This window comes from Bacillus luti, assembly GCF_001884105.1.
In the GTDB taxonomy this organism is placed as follows: Bacteria; Bacillota; Bacilli; order Bacillales; family Bacillaceae_G; genus Bacillus_A; species Bacillus_A luti.
This window is the reverse complement of the sequence record NZ_MACI01000053.1, coordinates 34,379-50,225: the sequence shown is the minus strand read 5'-3', so window position 1 is coordinate 50,225 and position 15,847 is coordinate 34,379. Positions and strand designations below refer to the sequence as shown.

17 protein-coding genes are annotated in these 15,847 nt (G+C 34.1%); all 17 read right to left on the bottom strand.

Annotated features, from left to right (window positions below; all coding sequences use genetic code 11):
• Window positions 1–135: 135 nt before the first annotated feature.
• Window positions 136–1,422, bottom strand: a complete 1,287-nt coding sequence (locus tag BAQ48_RS11920) for a polysaccharide pyruvyl transferase family protein (RefSeq protein WP_278248814.1) — start codon at window positions 1,420–1,422, stop codon at window positions 136–138.
• 25 nt (window positions 1,423–1,447) lie between these two features.
• Entirely contained in the window at window positions 1,448–2,722 is a 1,275-nt protein-coding gene (locus tag BAQ48_RS11915) for a lipopolysaccharide biosynthesis protein (protein WP_071711230.1), read from the bottom strand.
• Window positions 2,712–3,683 (bottom strand): GDP-mannose 4,6-dehydratase, encoded by a 972-nt coding sequence (gene gmd / locus BAQ48_RS11910; RefSeq protein ID WP_071711229.1) that lies wholly within the window; start codon window positions 3,681–3,683, stop codon window positions 2,712–2,714. Before gmd ends, BAQ48_RS11915 begins: the two co-directional genes overlap by 11 nt.
• Before the next feature lie 37 nt (window positions 3,684–3,720).
• On the bottom strand, window positions 3,721–4,665 hold the full coding sequence (gene fcl, locus BAQ48_RS11905) for a GDP-L-fucose synthase (protein ID WP_071711228.1): 945 nt from the start codon (window positions 4,663–4,665) through the stop codon (window positions 3,721–3,723).
• 18 nt (window positions 4,666–4,683) lie between these two features.
• Entirely contained in the window at window positions 4,684–5,364 is a 681-nt protein-coding gene (locus BAQ48_RS11900; RefSeq protein ID WP_071711227.1) for a sugar transferase, read from the bottom strand.
• Window positions 5,365–5,381: 17 nt separating this feature from the next.
• Entirely contained in the window at window positions 5,382–6,263 is an 882-nt protein-coding gene (gene bpsC, locus BAQ48_RS11895; protein ID WP_071711226.1) for a UTP--glucose-1-phosphate uridylyltransferase BpsC, read from the bottom strand.
• Window positions 6,264–6,504: 241 nt separating this feature from the next.
• On the bottom strand, window positions 6,505–7,272 hold the full coding sequence (locus tag BAQ48_RS11890) for a tyrosine-protein phosphatase (protein ID WP_071711225.1): 768 nt from the start codon (window positions 7,270–7,272) through the stop codon (window positions 6,505–6,507).
• A gap of 108 nt (window positions 7,273–7,380) precedes the next feature.
• On the bottom strand, window positions 7,381–8,085 hold the full coding sequence (locus BAQ48_RS11885; protein ID WP_071711224.1) for a CpsD/CapB family tyrosine-protein kinase: 705 nt from the start codon (window positions 8,083–8,085) through the stop codon (window positions 7,381–7,383).
• A complete protein-coding gene (locus BAQ48_RS11880) occupies window positions 8,075–8,818 on the bottom strand; it encodes a YveK family protein (protein ID WP_071711223.1) in 744 nt (247 codons plus the stop codon). Before BAQ48_RS11880 ends, BAQ48_RS11885 begins: the two co-directional genes overlap by 11 nt.
• A 268-nt stretch (window positions 8,819–9,086) precedes the next feature.
• Window positions 9,087–9,764, bottom strand: a complete 678-nt coding sequence (locus tag BAQ48_RS11875) for a CpsD/CapB family tyrosine-protein kinase (RefSeq protein ID WP_071711222.1) — start codon at window positions 9,762–9,764, stop codon at window positions 9,087–9,089.
• A gap of 381 nt (window positions 9,765–10,145) precedes the next feature.
• Window positions 10,146–10,580, bottom strand: coding sequence for a 3-hydroxyacyl-ACP dehydratase FabZ (gene fabZ, locus BAQ48_RS11870; RefSeq protein WP_000931959.1), 435 nt, complete (start codon window positions 10,578–10,580; stop codon window positions 10,146–10,148).
• A gap of 468 nt (window positions 10,581–11,048) precedes the next feature.
• Window positions 11,049–12,050 carry a rod shape-determining protein gene (gene mreB, locus BAQ48_RS11865; RefSeq protein ID WP_000457992.1) on the bottom strand — a complete coding sequence of 334 codons (1,002 nt, stop codon included), beginning with the start codon at window positions 12,048–12,050 and terminating at the stop codon, window positions 11,049–11,051.
• Between the two features lie 161 nt (window positions 12,051–12,211).
• Window positions 12,212–12,484 (bottom strand): sporulation transcriptional regulator SpoIIID, encoded by a 273-nt coding sequence (gene spoIIID, locus BAQ48_RS11860; RefSeq protein WP_000544012.1) that lies wholly within the window; start codon window positions 12,482–12,484, stop codon window positions 12,212–12,214.
• A gap of 307 nt (window positions 12,485–12,791) precedes the next feature.
• Entirely contained in the window at window positions 12,792–12,926 is a 135-nt protein-coding gene (locus BAQ48_RS11855; RefSeq protein WP_002019771.1) for a hypothetical protein, read from the bottom strand.
• A 141-nt stretch (window positions 12,927–13,067) separates the two neighbouring features.
• Window positions 13,068–13,973 (bottom strand): stage II sporulation protein SpoIIQ, encoded by a 906-nt coding sequence (gene spoIIQ, locus BAQ48_RS11850; RefSeq protein WP_071711221.1) that lies wholly within the window; start codon window positions 13,971–13,973, stop codon window positions 13,068–13,070.
• Between the two features lie 161 nt (window positions 13,974–14,134).
• Complete coding sequence (locus tag BAQ48_RS11845) at window positions 14,135–14,839, bottom strand: ABC transporter permease (RefSeq protein ID WP_000144440.1); 705 nt, start codon at window positions 14,837–14,839, stop codon at window positions 14,135–14,137.
• Complete coding sequence (locus BAQ48_RS11840; protein WP_071711220.1) at window positions 14,839–15,681, bottom strand: ABC transporter ATP-binding protein; 843 nt, start codon at window positions 15,679–15,681, stop codon at window positions 14,839–14,841. Before BAQ48_RS11840 ends, BAQ48_RS11845 begins: the two co-directional genes overlap by 1 nt.
• Window positions 15,682–15,847 lie beyond the last annotated feature (166 nt).

Here is a 15,847-nt window from a genome sequence, read left to right as displayed (position 1 = left end):
TATAATTATTTAAAATTTAATAAATAAATTTTATTATTTTACTATAAAAACACATCATTGAATACATTCAATGATGTGTTTTTAACTCCTATTGTTTTAATAGTTTTTTATCAAACTAAACTAACACTATACTTCCTATGAAATATTCTGATTAAAATATTCATTTAAACAAGTTCTTATATTTTTATCCGTAGCATCTGCAACTTGTCTGTTTAATTGATTTTCTGTCTCTAAGTTTGTCAAAATTAGTTCACACATTTCTACAAGTTCTTCTGTCGAAAAATTATCCACATTAAAGGTTCTTTGCTTTAATCCAATTAATTCAAAAGTACCAACTGTTTTAGGTTGATATGCTAAACCAATGGTAGGAACCCCCGCACCTATTGCAAATATACAAGAGTGCATTCGTGATCCTATGAATAAGTCAAAATTCCCATACAAATATTTCAATTGTTTTGCTGATAGATCTTCTTCAATAAGTACTGTATTATCTGGATCATCAAGCTTATTAAATAGTTGCTTAGAAACTGCCATATCAGAATCTTCTTTACCCACAACAACTTGTGGCACAATATAAACTTTAGCCTTATATTTTTCCATTAAAATTCTGAGGGCATTCGCTGTACTATTGATGTAACCATCTACCTTTTTTTTCCCTTCCTCTACATCCGAATAAGCCCAATGCCAATCTAGTACAGTGATACCAATTTTTAATCCCTCAATATCTTTTAAAGGATATTTTTCTATTCCCATCGTAAAAGCAACATCTGGCAACTTATTTACACGCTCTGAACTAAATCCAGATTCAATGAGAAATTGATAAGAAAACTCTTCTCTAGGATAAATCATATCCACTTTTTTTAATAATTTACTAGTTAATATCTTATCTATTTTTTTATTAATCGGACCTATAGATTGCGGGAACATTATCACCTTTTTATTGAAAAATTTCCCTAAATATATATGAAATAAATGTTGATATAAACCAATACTAATCGGCCATTTATTAGTTGAGAACAAATAGCCTCCTCCACAGCTGCAAACCATATTTGCATCTAAATATGCCATTATTGATTCATTTTTCTTTATAAAATTCACTGTTTTTAGCTTATCTTTTAACAGCAGATAAAATAACATAATCAACATGCACTTTAGAAGCGATATCACAGCAAAAAACAACTGTAGTATTTTATTATGGTTATGTTTATTATTGATATACCAAATTGGTTTGATAGACGTCACATTGTCATATATTTCATCATAATATTCCTTGTTCTCATTATAGTTTCTAGACATTATTTGTATATGAGCATCGGGATACTTTTCTTTTAATAAATCAATCATGGAAAGTATTATTCCTGCATCTCCTTTATTCTTATAGGAATATGCGTTTGTTATTAAAATCGACTTCAATCTATTCACTTCCTTATTCTAAGATGTTATTTTACTATTTACTGCTTTGAAAAACCTTAATATTAATTATTAACATAATACTCCCTGCTATAATAGTCCATATTGCCATTCCATAAATTTCAAACACCTTAGTTATTGGAATAATTAGACTGACTGATAACACTGCATTGAAAGCATATATATAAAAATTAACTTTATTTTTACCGGTACTATTCAAAAAGATTGTATACATCCTATTAATTGCTGAAATTAAAAATGAAATAGACCATAAACCCATCAAATATAGAACATCGCTATATTGACCTTTGTATAAAAAATCCATTATTTTTTCAGAAAATACAGTTATTACAACCCCATATAGCCCTACACTCACACTAATTATCAATATTAATTTTTTTATGTACTTTTTCAACGCAACTATTCCGTAAGTCTCCAACTTTTTATTAGCCATAGGCATAGCAATATTCTGTATCCCCATAACTAAAACATTTACAGCATTAATAATATTTTGAGTAGCCGCTATCTTTGCTGTACTTGAAATATCTAAGAATATAGTAGCAGCAAATAAATAAGATTGACTCCCTATCCAATAAAATATATTACCGCCCAAAATCCATTTTCCATAATTTAAATTCCATAGAACCCCTGATAAAATTGATTTTAAATTTAATGTTTTCCATTGTTTTCTAATTCCAATCTTATAAATGCATAGAACTATACCTAAAAGATTAGTCACACTCATCATTATATATATCGATAGACTATCTAATCTTCCCATTAAATTCATAATAATAATACTTATCACCAGACAACTATTGATAACAAAATCTATAATAAATACTTCTTTAACCCTAAACCAAAAATATAACAACCTCTTAAAAAACTCTTGAAATTGTATAAAGAAAAAAGCTATACATACTCCTAAAAAAGCTTGAGTAATTTCTGTAGACCCACTATTTTTATACAATATAAAATATATCAAAATTAATATAAACGAGAATAGAAAACCATATAAAATATGGAAACAGAATAAAGATTGTATATACTCTTGCAATTTTTTTTCTTTTAAACTAGACCCTCTTACATTTAAAGGAATTGTAGATAATGCCGTTTGTATCCCATTAATAAATAATAGAACTGATAGAGCTAATACGTATGCTCCATATTCATTTGGAGGTAGAAATCTAGCTAATAAAAAGGCTAACATAAAGTTAGAGGCTGATACTACAGCTTGATCTAAAATTGCGTATATACTGCTAGATTTCTTTTCTAATAAAGCCCTCCACTTTATGAATATGTTATTTATCATTATACTTCTTTAGTTTTTTCATATCTTCATCTACCATCATCTTTACAAGTTCCTCAAAGCTCACTTCTAGTTTCCAGTCCAGTTCTTTTTTTGCTTTTGAACAATCCCCCAATAAAAGATCCACTTCTGCTGGACGTACAAACTTTTCATCAATTACAACATAATCTTTCCAATTTAATCCTACATGAGAGAATGCTATTTCTACTAATTCTTCTACTGTATGCATCTCTCCAGTAGAAATAACATAATCATCTGGTGTATCCTGTTGTAGCATTAACCACATAGCCTTTACATAATCTCCAGCAAATCCCCAATCACGTTTTGCATCTAAATTTCCTAATCTTAATTCATTTGCTAATCCTAATTTAATTTTTGCTACAGCATCTGTTACCTTACGTGTTACAAATTCTTGACCACGTCTTGGAGATTCATGATTAAACAGGATACCTGAACATGCAAACATATCAAAACTTTCACGATAGTTAACGGTAATCCAGTGTCCATATACCTTTGCAACACCATATGGGCTACGAGGGTAAAACGGTGTTGTTTCCTTTTGAGGTGTCTCTACTACTTTACCGAACATTTCAGAGCTTGATGCCTGGTAAAAACGTGCATCCGGCTTCACAATACGAACTGCTTCTAGCATATTTGTTACACCCATAGCTGTAATTTGACCAGTTGCAATCGGTTGTGGCCAAGATGTTGCTACAAATGATTGTGCAGCTAAATTATAAACCTCATCTGGCTGCGCGATTTGAACTGCAGTAACAAGAGAGGCTAAGTCTGTTAAATCTCCATCAATCCACTCTATTTGATTATGAATATGCTCAACATTTTCATAATTGGGTGTACTTGTACGGCGACGAAGTCCAAATACCTTATACCCCTTCTCTAATAAAAGCTCTGCTAAATAAGATCCATCTTGTCCTGTTACGCCTGTAATAAGTGCCTTTTTCATAATATCCTCCAATTATCTCTATTATTATTTTTTTTTGTTATTTTCTTACTAATTCTTTTTCTGTTTGCAAAAACCAATCATATGCTTTCTTTAAACCTTCATCTAAAGAAGTTGTTGCCTTCCATCCTAAAGCATTAATCTTAGTCACATCTACTAATTTTCGGGGCGTACCATCTGGCTTAGAAGTATCAAAACGAAGCTCTCCAGCAAAACCTACTGTAGCTTTTACTTTCTCAGCAAGTTCTTTAATAGATAAATCTTCACCTACACCAATGTTTACAATTTCATTTCCTTCATAGTTATTCATTAAGTATACACAAGCATCTGCCAAATCATCAGAATATAGGAACTCACGTAATGGCGTACCCGTTCCCCAAACTTCTACAAACTCAGCATTATTTTCTTTTGCTTCATGGAATTTACGAATTAACGCTGGTAATACATGTGATGTATGTAAGTCAAAGTTATCATTTTCACCATACAAATTTGTTGGCATTGCTGAAATATACTTTGTACCATATTGACGGTTGTATGATTCACACATTTTAATACCTGCAATTTTGGCAAGTGCATACGGCTCATTCGTTGGCTCTAACTCGCCTGTCAATAAATATTCTTCTTTTAAAGGTTGCGGAGCTAATTTTGGATAAATACAAGTACTACCTAAAAATAGTAACTTCTCTACACCCGAACGATATGCTGAATCAATTACATTCGTTTGAATCATTAAATTATCACGAATAAAGTCCGCCGGATATTGATTATTTGCAACAATTCCGCCTACTTTAGCTGCTGCCAAAAATACATAATCAATTTTTTCTGTCTGGAAAAACTCTTCTACTTGTCTTGGATCACGTAAATCTAATTCTTTACTTGTTTTATATACTAAATTTGTATAGCCTTGTTCTTCTAATTTACGTAAAATAGCTGAACCAACTAATCCACGGTGACCTGCTACATAAATTTTAGAATCTTTTTTCATGACTGTTTAAACCCCTTTTTAAAATGCATTATTTGATCCTAATAATACCTTTATTGTTTTTAATATAATTTTTATATCATAGAAAATATTTCTATTTCTTATGTATTTCAAATCTAATTCTACCATTTCAGCAAATCCAACACTATTTCTTTCTGTAACTTGCCACAATCCTGTACACCCCGGAGTGACAAGTAACCTCTGCTTATCATAGGAGGTATATTCCTTTACTTCTCTTGGAAGTGGCGGACGTGGTCCAACTAAACTCATCTCACCTTTTATAACATTTAATAACTGTGGTAATTCGTCAATGCTTGTTTTACGAATAAATTTACCTATTCTCGTCACACGTGGGTCATCTTTCATTTTAAACATAGCACCCGATACTTCATTATGTTGCAATAAATCTTTTAAACGTTCTTCCGCATCTGTTACCATCGAACGAAATTTATACATTCCGAACTCTTTCCCATCTTTTCCAATACGAACTTGTTTAAAAAAAATAGGGCCTTTCGGATCTTCCAACTTAATTAATATAGTAACAATAATAAAAACAGGTGAAAGCAAAATAACACCACATAACGCACCAAACATATCCATCAAACGCTTCACTAATAAATACAATCCATTTTGATTTACCTCTTCAGCAGCAAGTAATCCTTGTTCCTTTACAGTTCCACTGGTTACTTTCGTTAAGGCCAATGCCCTTCCACCTCACTTTATACGTATACATTTTCTTTTCTTACAAGTTCACTCATATACTTCATCAATTCTTCTTTCAGTTCCCCATGCTGAAGTGCCATTTCAATTGTCGTCTTAATAAATCCAAATTTCTCCCCAACATCGTAACGCGTCCCTTCAAAATCATACGCAAACACACGTTGAATTTCATTTAATCGTTGAATCGCATCTGTCAACTGAATTTCTCCACCAGCACCTGTTTGTTGATTTTCAAGGAACGTAAAAATTTCTGGTGTTAATACGTAACGCCCCATAATTGCTAAATTAGATGGTGCTGTACCTTGAGCTGGCTTTTCTACAAATTGACGCACTTGATAACTACGCTCATTCTGTTCAACCGGATCGATAATACCGTAACGATGTGTTTCATTTTCAGGTACTGTTTGTACACCAATAACAGATGATTGTGTTCCTTCGTATTGATCCATCAATTGACGTAAACAAGGTGTTTCTGCTTGCACAATATCATCACCAAGTAATACCGCAAATGGTTCATTTCCAATGAATTTACGTGCGCACCATACCGCATGCCCTAATCCTTTCGGTTCTTTCTGTCTTATGTAATGAATATTAATTTTTGATGAAGCTTGTACTTTTTCAAGTATTTCATGCTTTCCTTTTTCTAAAAGGTTTTGTTCTAACTCAAAAGAATGATCAAAGTGATCTTCAATCGCACGCTTTCCTTTTCCAGTCACAATAATAATATCTTCAATCCCTGATTCTATCGCTTCTTCTACTATGTATTGAATCGTTGGCTTATCAACAATCGGTAACATTTCTTTCGGCATCGCTTTCGTCGCTGGTAAAAATCTTGTCCCAAGACCAGCTGCTGGAATAATCGCTTTTCTTACTTTTTTCAATTGTAGTCCTCCTATATTGTTTTATTTTCATGTAGCAATAACAAAAACCCTACCTATAAAGTCATTTTTATAACTCCATAGGTAGAGTTTCTATCATAAATAAATGATGGGCATCTAACCCAACCTCACGCCATACTCCCGACGACAAGCGTCTAAGGTAGGTTCGAAATAAAAATTTCTACCCACAGCACGACCGAGTGCCCCCATTGATAACGGTTAGGAGACATCACCAGTTCTCTATTTAAAAAATACCGAACAATTTTTTACGACGAATTTGTTCCGGATCTTCTTTATAAATGACTTTTCCACTAATTAATAAGTACGGATTTTCTTTTAAATCGCTCATCACACTCAATCCAAATTCTTTTCCGATTAATTCGTAGCTTTCTGCTAAATGAAATCCTCTTGATGTCGTATTATGTGCATCTGATGCAATCATATGTGTTAAATTATATTCCACCAGTTGCAGGGAAAACTTTTTAATTTTTTTACCGAATTTCCCTAGTAAGCTACCTGCCGTCACTTGCGTTAATGCACCTTTATTTACAAGGTTATACAACTTATCCGGCCTCTCGATTAACTCAGCGTTACGCTCTGGATGAACGATAATTGGAATCATTCCTTTTACACGTAATTCATATAGTAGTTGCTCCGCATAACGAGGTACATGGTTCGACGGGAATTCAATGAATATATATTTATTCGTTTCATTCAAAGTAACAATTTTACCAGCTTCATAGTCTTCTAGTAAGTCACCATATAATCTGACCTCTTGTCCCGGTAAAATAGTAAGTGGGATATTATGTTGTTGTAGTTCATCATTTAATTGTTTCACTTGATGAATAATCGAAGTACGCTCATTTACATATTTTCCATTTTGATGGTGTGGTGTTGCAACAATTGTATGGATCCCCTCTTGAACAGCTTTTTGTGCCATCGCTAAACTATCTGTTACCGTTTGTGCACCATCGTCGATACCAGGTAAAATGTGACAATGTAAATCAATCACTTATTTCATCCTCCTCTCCCGTAATTATCTTTTTTCCCTTGAATATGAGACTTATCTCATATTCAAGGGAAAAAAGGAGATATGCCCATGTCATATCTCTCTTTTCAATTAGTTCGCACCGTAGTAATAATATAAGCCATGTTCACGTTCACGATCATTTAGAACGGCACCTAACAGTTTACCTTTTGCCGATTGTAATAAACCTTTTGCTTTTACTGCTGCTTCTTTTTCCGTTGCTTCACTACGTACAACGAGAATAGAGGCGTCACATACATTTGCCATAATTTGCGCATCTGTAACAGCTAAAATTGGCGGTAAATCAAAGATTACTAAATCGTACATACTATACGCTTGTGCAAGCAGTTCTTGCATAGATTTCGACCCTAACAATTCCGCTGGATTTGGCGGGATTGGTCCACACGCTAAAAAGTGTAAATTGTCTACCGCTGTCGTTTGTACACATTTTTCTAAACGTTCACTATGTGCTAATACGTTCGTTAATCCGAAAATATTATCTACTTGGAACACTTGATGCATCGCAGGTTTACGCATATCTGCATCAATTAATAGTACTTTCTTCCCTTGTTGCGCAAACACAACTGCCATATTCGATGTTATCGTTGTTTTCCCTTCACTCGGGTTTGCAGATGTTACCATTATCGAATGTAAATTCGTATCAACAGATGCAAATTCAACATTCGTTCGAATGTTACGAAATTGTTCTGAAATAGGTGATTTCGGTTGTTGATGAGCAATTAATTGACGGCGTTGACGATGATTTGTTTTCTTTTTAAATAAACTATTAAGAGCCAATTGTTTGTCCCCTCACTTTTCTTGATGATGGAGCATGCGACTTCACGTTCGTTGTTTCTTCACCCATTCGAGCTACAATACCTAACACTGGTAAGCCAAGTAGCTTTTCTACATCCTCTTCTTTTTTCACTGTGTTATCTAGGTATTCTAATAAGAATGCAAGAACAACAGATGCCATTAGACCAACAGCAAAAGCAATTACTACATTAAACATCGGACGTGGTTTAATCGGTGATTGATTTTCCGCAACTTCTGCTTTCGATAGTACTGTTACGTTATCAACACTCATAATTTTTGCAACTTCACCTTTAAATACATCAGCGGTTGCATTTGCAATATCGCGAGCTAGCTTTGGATCTTTATCCTCAGCTGTTACAGAAATAACCTGTGAATCCTTTTCATTCGCAACATTAATCTTTCCTGTTAACGCTTGTGCTGTCATATTTAAATTTAATTTTTCACTTACTTGATCTAAGATTACTGGACTTTTAATAATAACCTTATATGTATTCGTTAATTGAATATTCGTTTGAACTTCACCAGCTTGGATCATTGCACCTTCTTGTTTCTTCTGGTTAACAAGAATTTGCGTTGAAGATTGATAGATTGGTGTCATGAAGAAGAAGCTAATAATAGCACTTACTATAGCTGCACCAAAGGCGATTACGAGGATCATTGCTAAACGTTTTTTTAAAATGTGAAATAACTCTTTTAAACTAATTGTTTCTTCCATAAGTTCCTCCAACTTTCTAAAATTTGCACATAAGAAAAATTATAACATATAATCTTACATTTTTTTATTTTAGTAATATCTACGTACGATTAGTATTTAAAAACATATATAATCTTACAAAATAATCTTAAATATGACAACACATTCCATCAAATTTCCAAAATTTTATATTATATCATGTTTTTTGCATAATGTAATGCGGAATTTTATAAAAATTCCAAAATAAAAAACAACCAATAAGTATTTCTTATTGGTCACTTTTACTATTTTAGTAATAGCCATATTGCTCTTGTTCTTCTTGTTTATCATTTAAAACGACTCCAAGTATTTTTCCTGATGCTTTGTCTAATATTTGTTTCGTTTTTACGATTTTATCTTTTTCTGTTTTTTCACTGCGTACAACAAGTATGATTCCATCACACTTATTCGCAAGTATTTGTGCATCGGTAACCGCAAGAACTGGTGGTGTATCTATTAAAACAATATCAAACATGTTATATGCTTCTAGTAATACCTCGTCCATTACTCGATTTCCTAACAGTTCCGCTGGGTTTGGTGGTATTGGACCTGATGCCATTACATATACATTCTCTATATCTGTCTTTTGAATGCATTGCATTACATTTGTTTGTCCTGATAATACATTTGTTAGTCCATTTGAAGCATGGGCTGCAAATAGGTCTTGTATGGAGGGCTTACGTAAATCAGCTCCAATGACTAAAACTTTCTTTCCTTGTTGGCCGAAAACAACTGCTAAGTTTGCAACTGTCGTTGTTTTTCCGTCACCTGGATTTGCTGATGTGACCATGATAGAACGAATATGATTATCTACAGATGTAAATTCAATATTTGTACGAATGTTACGGTATTGTTCCGTAATACGTGATTTAGGCTCCTGATGTGTAATTAATTGTCGTATTGGTTTTCTTTTTTTTCTCCCGAACATGTTCTAATCTCCTCTGTTAAAATGCGAAACTCTCCCTATTTCTTTATACTCGATATACACGACGCCTATTCCATTCATGAAGGATATATTACACTCATTCTCCACTTTTTCCCACTGGTAATTCCGTCCAAATATACACGTGCCTCATAATAACCAAAAACATTCCATCTTCCCTTATATGTAAGCATTAATAATATGACAATCGCTTATGTTCTTTTCTTCATTTATCTCACCTTTGAAATAAATTCTAAAGTAATTATATAGGAATATCCATTTATTCACAACTAGTTTTCTGACTAATCTGCATTTTAATATTTCCATCGATATATAACGGAAACAAAAAAATCTCCCTGTATTTTCACAAGGAGACTTTTATACCTTTTATTCCTTCTTATCACCAATTGCAAATGTAATTTCTGCTTCACATGCAACTTCGCCATCTACTGTTGCGATTGCTTTTCCTTTTCCGATTGGACCACGTACGCGTGTCATTTCTACTTCTAGGCGAAGTTGATCACCTGGACGTACTTGTTTTTTGAAACGACAATTATCAATTCCTGCGAAGAAAGCGAGTCTTCCGCGGTTTTCTTCTTTCTTTAATACAGCAACTGCTCCGACTTGTGCTAATGCTTCTACAATAAGTACACCCGGCATAACTGCATAGTCAGGGAAGTGTCCATTAAAGAATTCTTCGTTTGCGGATACATTTTTAATTCCAACCGCTCTTTTCCCTTCATCTACTTCTAATATTTTATCAACAAGTAAGAATGGATAGCGGTGAGGAATGATTTCTTTAATTTGTTCTATATTTAGCATGTAACAATCGCCCCTTTTGTAATATTGGTCTTACCACTTGGACATATTGTTTATTATCCCATTTTGTTTATTGTTTGTCATTATAAAGTGAAACTTTACTTCTATTATAAAAAAATGCATACACTCTATTCCATTAAAATAGTTGCACATTCCTGCAACTGACACGGAGGTAGAAAAGAGTGTATGCCCAAATTAGGGAAAGGCAATATGTATTTGAACATTCTTTGCCTTAATGTCGTATTCGACTCATTATATTATAAACGTTTTCAAATAAGGAAATATTAAATTTAACCATATATATGAATATTTTACCTATTTTCTTCGTTTTTCTTTATTTTCCTTCTATTTTCTCAATAAATCAAAATATAAAAATATAAAAACAAAAAAGAACTAAAGCTATGACACCTTAGTTCTTCTCAATTTAGTCCGCTATTTGCGGGCTATTCATCAGTGGGATTGCCCCATCTGTTATTTCAAAGCACGACGTGGTAATTTATCGATATTCTCTAACATAATACCTGTACCAACGGCAACACATTGCATTGGGTTTTCAGCAATTAATACTGGGACTTTTAGTTCTTCTGCTAGAAGCATGTCGATACCATGTAGTAAAGCTCCACCGCCTGTTAGAATAACACCGCGGTCGATGATGTCCGCAGATAATTCTGGTGGCGTGCGCTCTAGTACACCTTTTGCAGCTTGTACAATGACAGCTGCGTCTTCTTTTAGTGCTTCTGTAATTTCTTCAGAGCATACTGTAATTGTACGTGGTAAGCCTGTTACCATGTCACGTCCACGAATTTCAAGTTCTTCGCTACGTGCACCTGGGAATACTGTACCAACTTTAATTTTAATATTTTCTGAAGTACGTTCTCCAATTAATAGCTTATACTTACGTTTAACGTAGTTTAAGATCTCCATATCAAACTTATCGCCAGCCATTTTGATAGAGGAAGAGGTAACAATATCACCCATAGATAGTACAGCGATATCTGTTGTACCTCCACCAATATCAACAACCATGTTACCGCTTGGTTGGAAGATTTCCATACCAGCACCAACTGCGGCTACTTTTGGTTCTTCTTCTAAAAATACTGTTTTACCGCCTGAACGTTCAGCAGCCTCACGAATTGCTTTTTGTTCTACTGATGTGATGTTCGTTGGGCAACAAATTAAAATGCGAGGTTTTGAAAAGAAGCTCTTTACGTCCAATTTGTTAATGAAATACTTTAACATTGCTTCTGTAATTTCGAAATCTGCGATTACGCCATCTTTAAGTGGACGAATTGCTACAATATTACCAGGCGTACGTCCCACCATACTTCTTGCTTCCTCACCTACTGCTAATACTTTACCTGTATTACGATCAATTGCCACAACAGATGGCTCATTTAATACAATACCCTTACCTTTAACATGAATTAATACGTTAGCCGTACCTAGGTCAATTCCGATATCTCGCGCAAACATTCCCGTCATTTCCTCCTCGATATTCAAAATCAGGTTACACCCGAATTCTTTTACACCTAATTTCTGATTTTATCATAAATTTAACAGAAACGTAATATTCGCAAAAAGAATTCTTCTGAAAAATGTTACGGAATTTGAACGGAATGTTTGCTATCGTACCCTTATTGACGTACAGGCTTTTCTACATCTTCTTTTCTATACTTTTGCTTTGTTGCTTCTCCGCCTCTTAAATGACGAATAGACTTATGATAATCAAGAATTTCTTTCACTTCATTTGCGAGCTCTGGATTAATTTCTGGTAAACGTTCTGTTAAATCTTTATGGACTGTACTCTTTGATACCCCAAATTCCTTTGCAATGACACGCACTGTCTTTCTTGTCTCCACGATATACTTACCAATCTTGATAGTTCTCTCTTTGATGTAATCGTGCACACCACTCGCCTCCCTAAATTGGATGTGAGAAGTGTGAAATGAGCCTCGCTGCATACGACTAAGAAGTAAGTGTGAGTGCTGTTTGTAAGCGTTAAACATTCTTGGATTTATAATGAAATGATTCACGATTTCTCACCTCAAACACTCTCTTTGCTTTGGTTTATACCATTGTATTGCCCGCACTACTGATATATGCTACATGTTCACTATTTTTGCGGACTAAGTTAAGAAAAATTACGTTTTTTTGTGAGAAATACGTTAACAATGACGATTATGGCAAAAAAAATGACACCTTATATGAAAGGTGTCATTCTTCTCGCTCAAATTCTTCTTCTAACAACTGATGGTGGGGAACCTCTTTTTTACCGGCAATATAATAATATAAAGTGAATAAAACAAACAATAAAATAATAGCAATCGACAGAACAAATAAAAATGACACAGTATCCCCTCCTTTTTGTAATATATATTCGAGAATCTCGTCATTTTTCCTTGTTATTGCAACTTTTTTCTCGAAATTGATTATTTTTATATAAAAATGAAAAAATCAGCTCTCCTAATGAGAACTGATTTTTTCACATTCTTATTCTTGTGAAGAAGAACCGTTAGATGATTCTGTAGAACCATTTGTTGATTTTTCTTCTTTCTTCGGCTCTTCTTTTTTGTCACTAGTCGAACCGTTTGTCGATTTTTCTTCTTTTTGAGACTTATCTTCTGTTTTACTTTCTGGTTTCGTGCTTGTTGACTTTTCTTCTTTTTGAGATTTGTCATCAGCTTTTTTGCCAGAAGCATTCGTTGCCTTTGCAGCACCTGCATCAGCTTTAATTTCTGCTACTGATTTATTTAAGTAACGCTCAGGGTTCACAGCTACATTGTCTTTACGTACTTCAAAGTGAACGTGAGAACCTGCCTCTTTATTCATTGCACTTAGACCGGATTTTCCTAATACTTCACCTTGTGCAACTCTTGCACCTTTTTCTACTTTCACACTGCCTAAGCTTTGATAAGATACTGCTACACCATTTCCACTATCAACTGTTACAACATAACCAAGAAGTGAATCTTTTTCAGCTTTCGTTACTGTACCACTTAAAGCAGCTGCTACATTAAATTCTTTTCCATTCTTCGCAGCAATGTCGATTCCTTTATTCGGGGAATATGTGTTGTTATAAAAGACAAGTGCTTTTTCTTGTTCCGCCTCAGTTGCTACGTCTTCATAAAACTTCTTCTGTACGACTACTTCCGCATTCGCGGCAGCTGGCATTTTCACTACTTCTGAAGATTTTGTTACTGGTACTGCTGGATCTTCCGATTGTGTATACGGTGTTGCTTGATCATGGTTCGGAGTCTTCTTTGGATTAGCCCCTTGGAACCATAGTGCAACCATTAAGATTACCGCTGCACAAGCAATGTATAGTGCCGGAAACACCCATCTTTTTTGAAATAAATGTACTACCTTTTGCGACTTTTTATTATTCCTTCCTCGCATTCTATCATCACCTCAGCAATCATTTTGAACAATATTGACGCATCCTATACAACGTATAACTAATTACTTTTCGACAAAATCTGTAAAAATATGTATAAGAATTGTAAAATTTCCGAGGAAATGATAGAAAATAGAAAAAACTGAGCGTTTCGGCTCAGTTTTTAGTCCATTTGTTTCTTTTTATATACGATTAAACATGCAATAATTGAAATAATAAGCCACACTCCAACATTTAGTACGTGCCCACTAATACTACTAAACCCTGCTCCCTCTACTAAGCTGTTAATTGCTTTTGCCATATGAGATGTTGGAAGATACTCAATCATCGTCTTAATTACTTTATTTTCAACCATCGGCTCAAATTGTACAGCTAAATACATCGTCATTAATATCGGCATTCCAATTAGTGATGTTTGCGGTACAGAATCAGCTAATAACCCAATCGTTGTTCCAATTATGATAAATAGAATTGTTCCACTTAAGAAAATAAACCCTAGCAATACGAGATTGCCACTGAATTGATCTAAAATGAATAAGTTCACAATACAAATACAAAGCGTCAAACATGCTGTTAATATACTTTTTCCAAGAAGAACTTCAACAGAAGAAGCTGGTGATAACATTAACACACGTAGTGTATATTTTTCTTTTTCTTCTGCGATTACCATCGATTGAACAAACCCAGCAACAAATATACAGGACATTAAAGTAATAATACCAACTCCTGCACTCCCTTGCCCAAACCTGCTAAATATAAATGCAAATATAATTGGTAAAGATGCCATTAACAGCACTTGTGAATTCGCCTTAAAATCTTGTACTTCTTTTCTAAAAATAGCTGATACACGTCTCATTGAAAATGTCATTATAGTCCCCTCCCAGTAACTTCAATAAAGATATCGCCTAACGTTGGTTCGTGTGAATGAATGGATAGTAATTCTCCTTTTTTCATCCATTCTGAAATACGTTTTGCACCTAATTCATCTTTTTGCACAACTTCTTTTTGTTTATCTTTTAATACGACTTGTATTTGATCTTTCGCGTATTGTAAGCGAAGGTTTTCCGGTGTATCAAGCGCTACAATTTCCCCGCCGCACAAGAAGGCGATGCGGTTACAAAGCGTTTCTGCTTCGTCCATATTGTGCGTCGTTAAGAAAATCGTCGTTCCTTCTTTATTTAAGTCTCTTAAGATTTTATGAATGTTTTGTACGTTTACTGGGTCGAGTGCAGATGTTGGTTCGTCTAAGAAGAGGATATCTGGTTTATGAAGAATTGCTCTTGCTAGTGTAACGCGCTGCTTCATTCCCTTTGATAGTTTCTTTACTAATGTTTTTTTATCATCTAGTAAGTTCACTTGCGCTAGTACTTCATCGATTCGCTCTTTTTTGCAATCGTATAAGTCGCAAAATAATAGTAAGTTATCATAAATGCTAAGTCTTTCGTATAAACCGCTATTGTCTGTTAAAATACCAATTCGTTTATAATCGATGCTGCTTGGTCCTGTAATATCTTTTCCTAGTACCCTTACCGTTCCAACGCTATGAAGTAATTGAGAAGTTAAAATCTTTACTGTTGTCGTTTTTCCAGATCCACTCGGTCCGAGGAATCCAAAAATTTCTCCTTGCTTCACTTCAATATTTACATTTCGAAGTGCTGTTTTTTCGTTGAAACTTTTCATTACATCTTTCATTTCAATTGCCAATGTCATCTCGTCATCCCCTTTGTTTTTTTCTTTTATAGATGAAAGTCGCTTTAGCGCTTTTCGTTTGTTTGTTTCGCTTTTCTTGACTCAATCATATGAAAAACAAAGAGGTTACGCAGTAAAATACCGGTAAAAGGAGTATTTTTACCGGTGAATGAATCATATTTTGAGC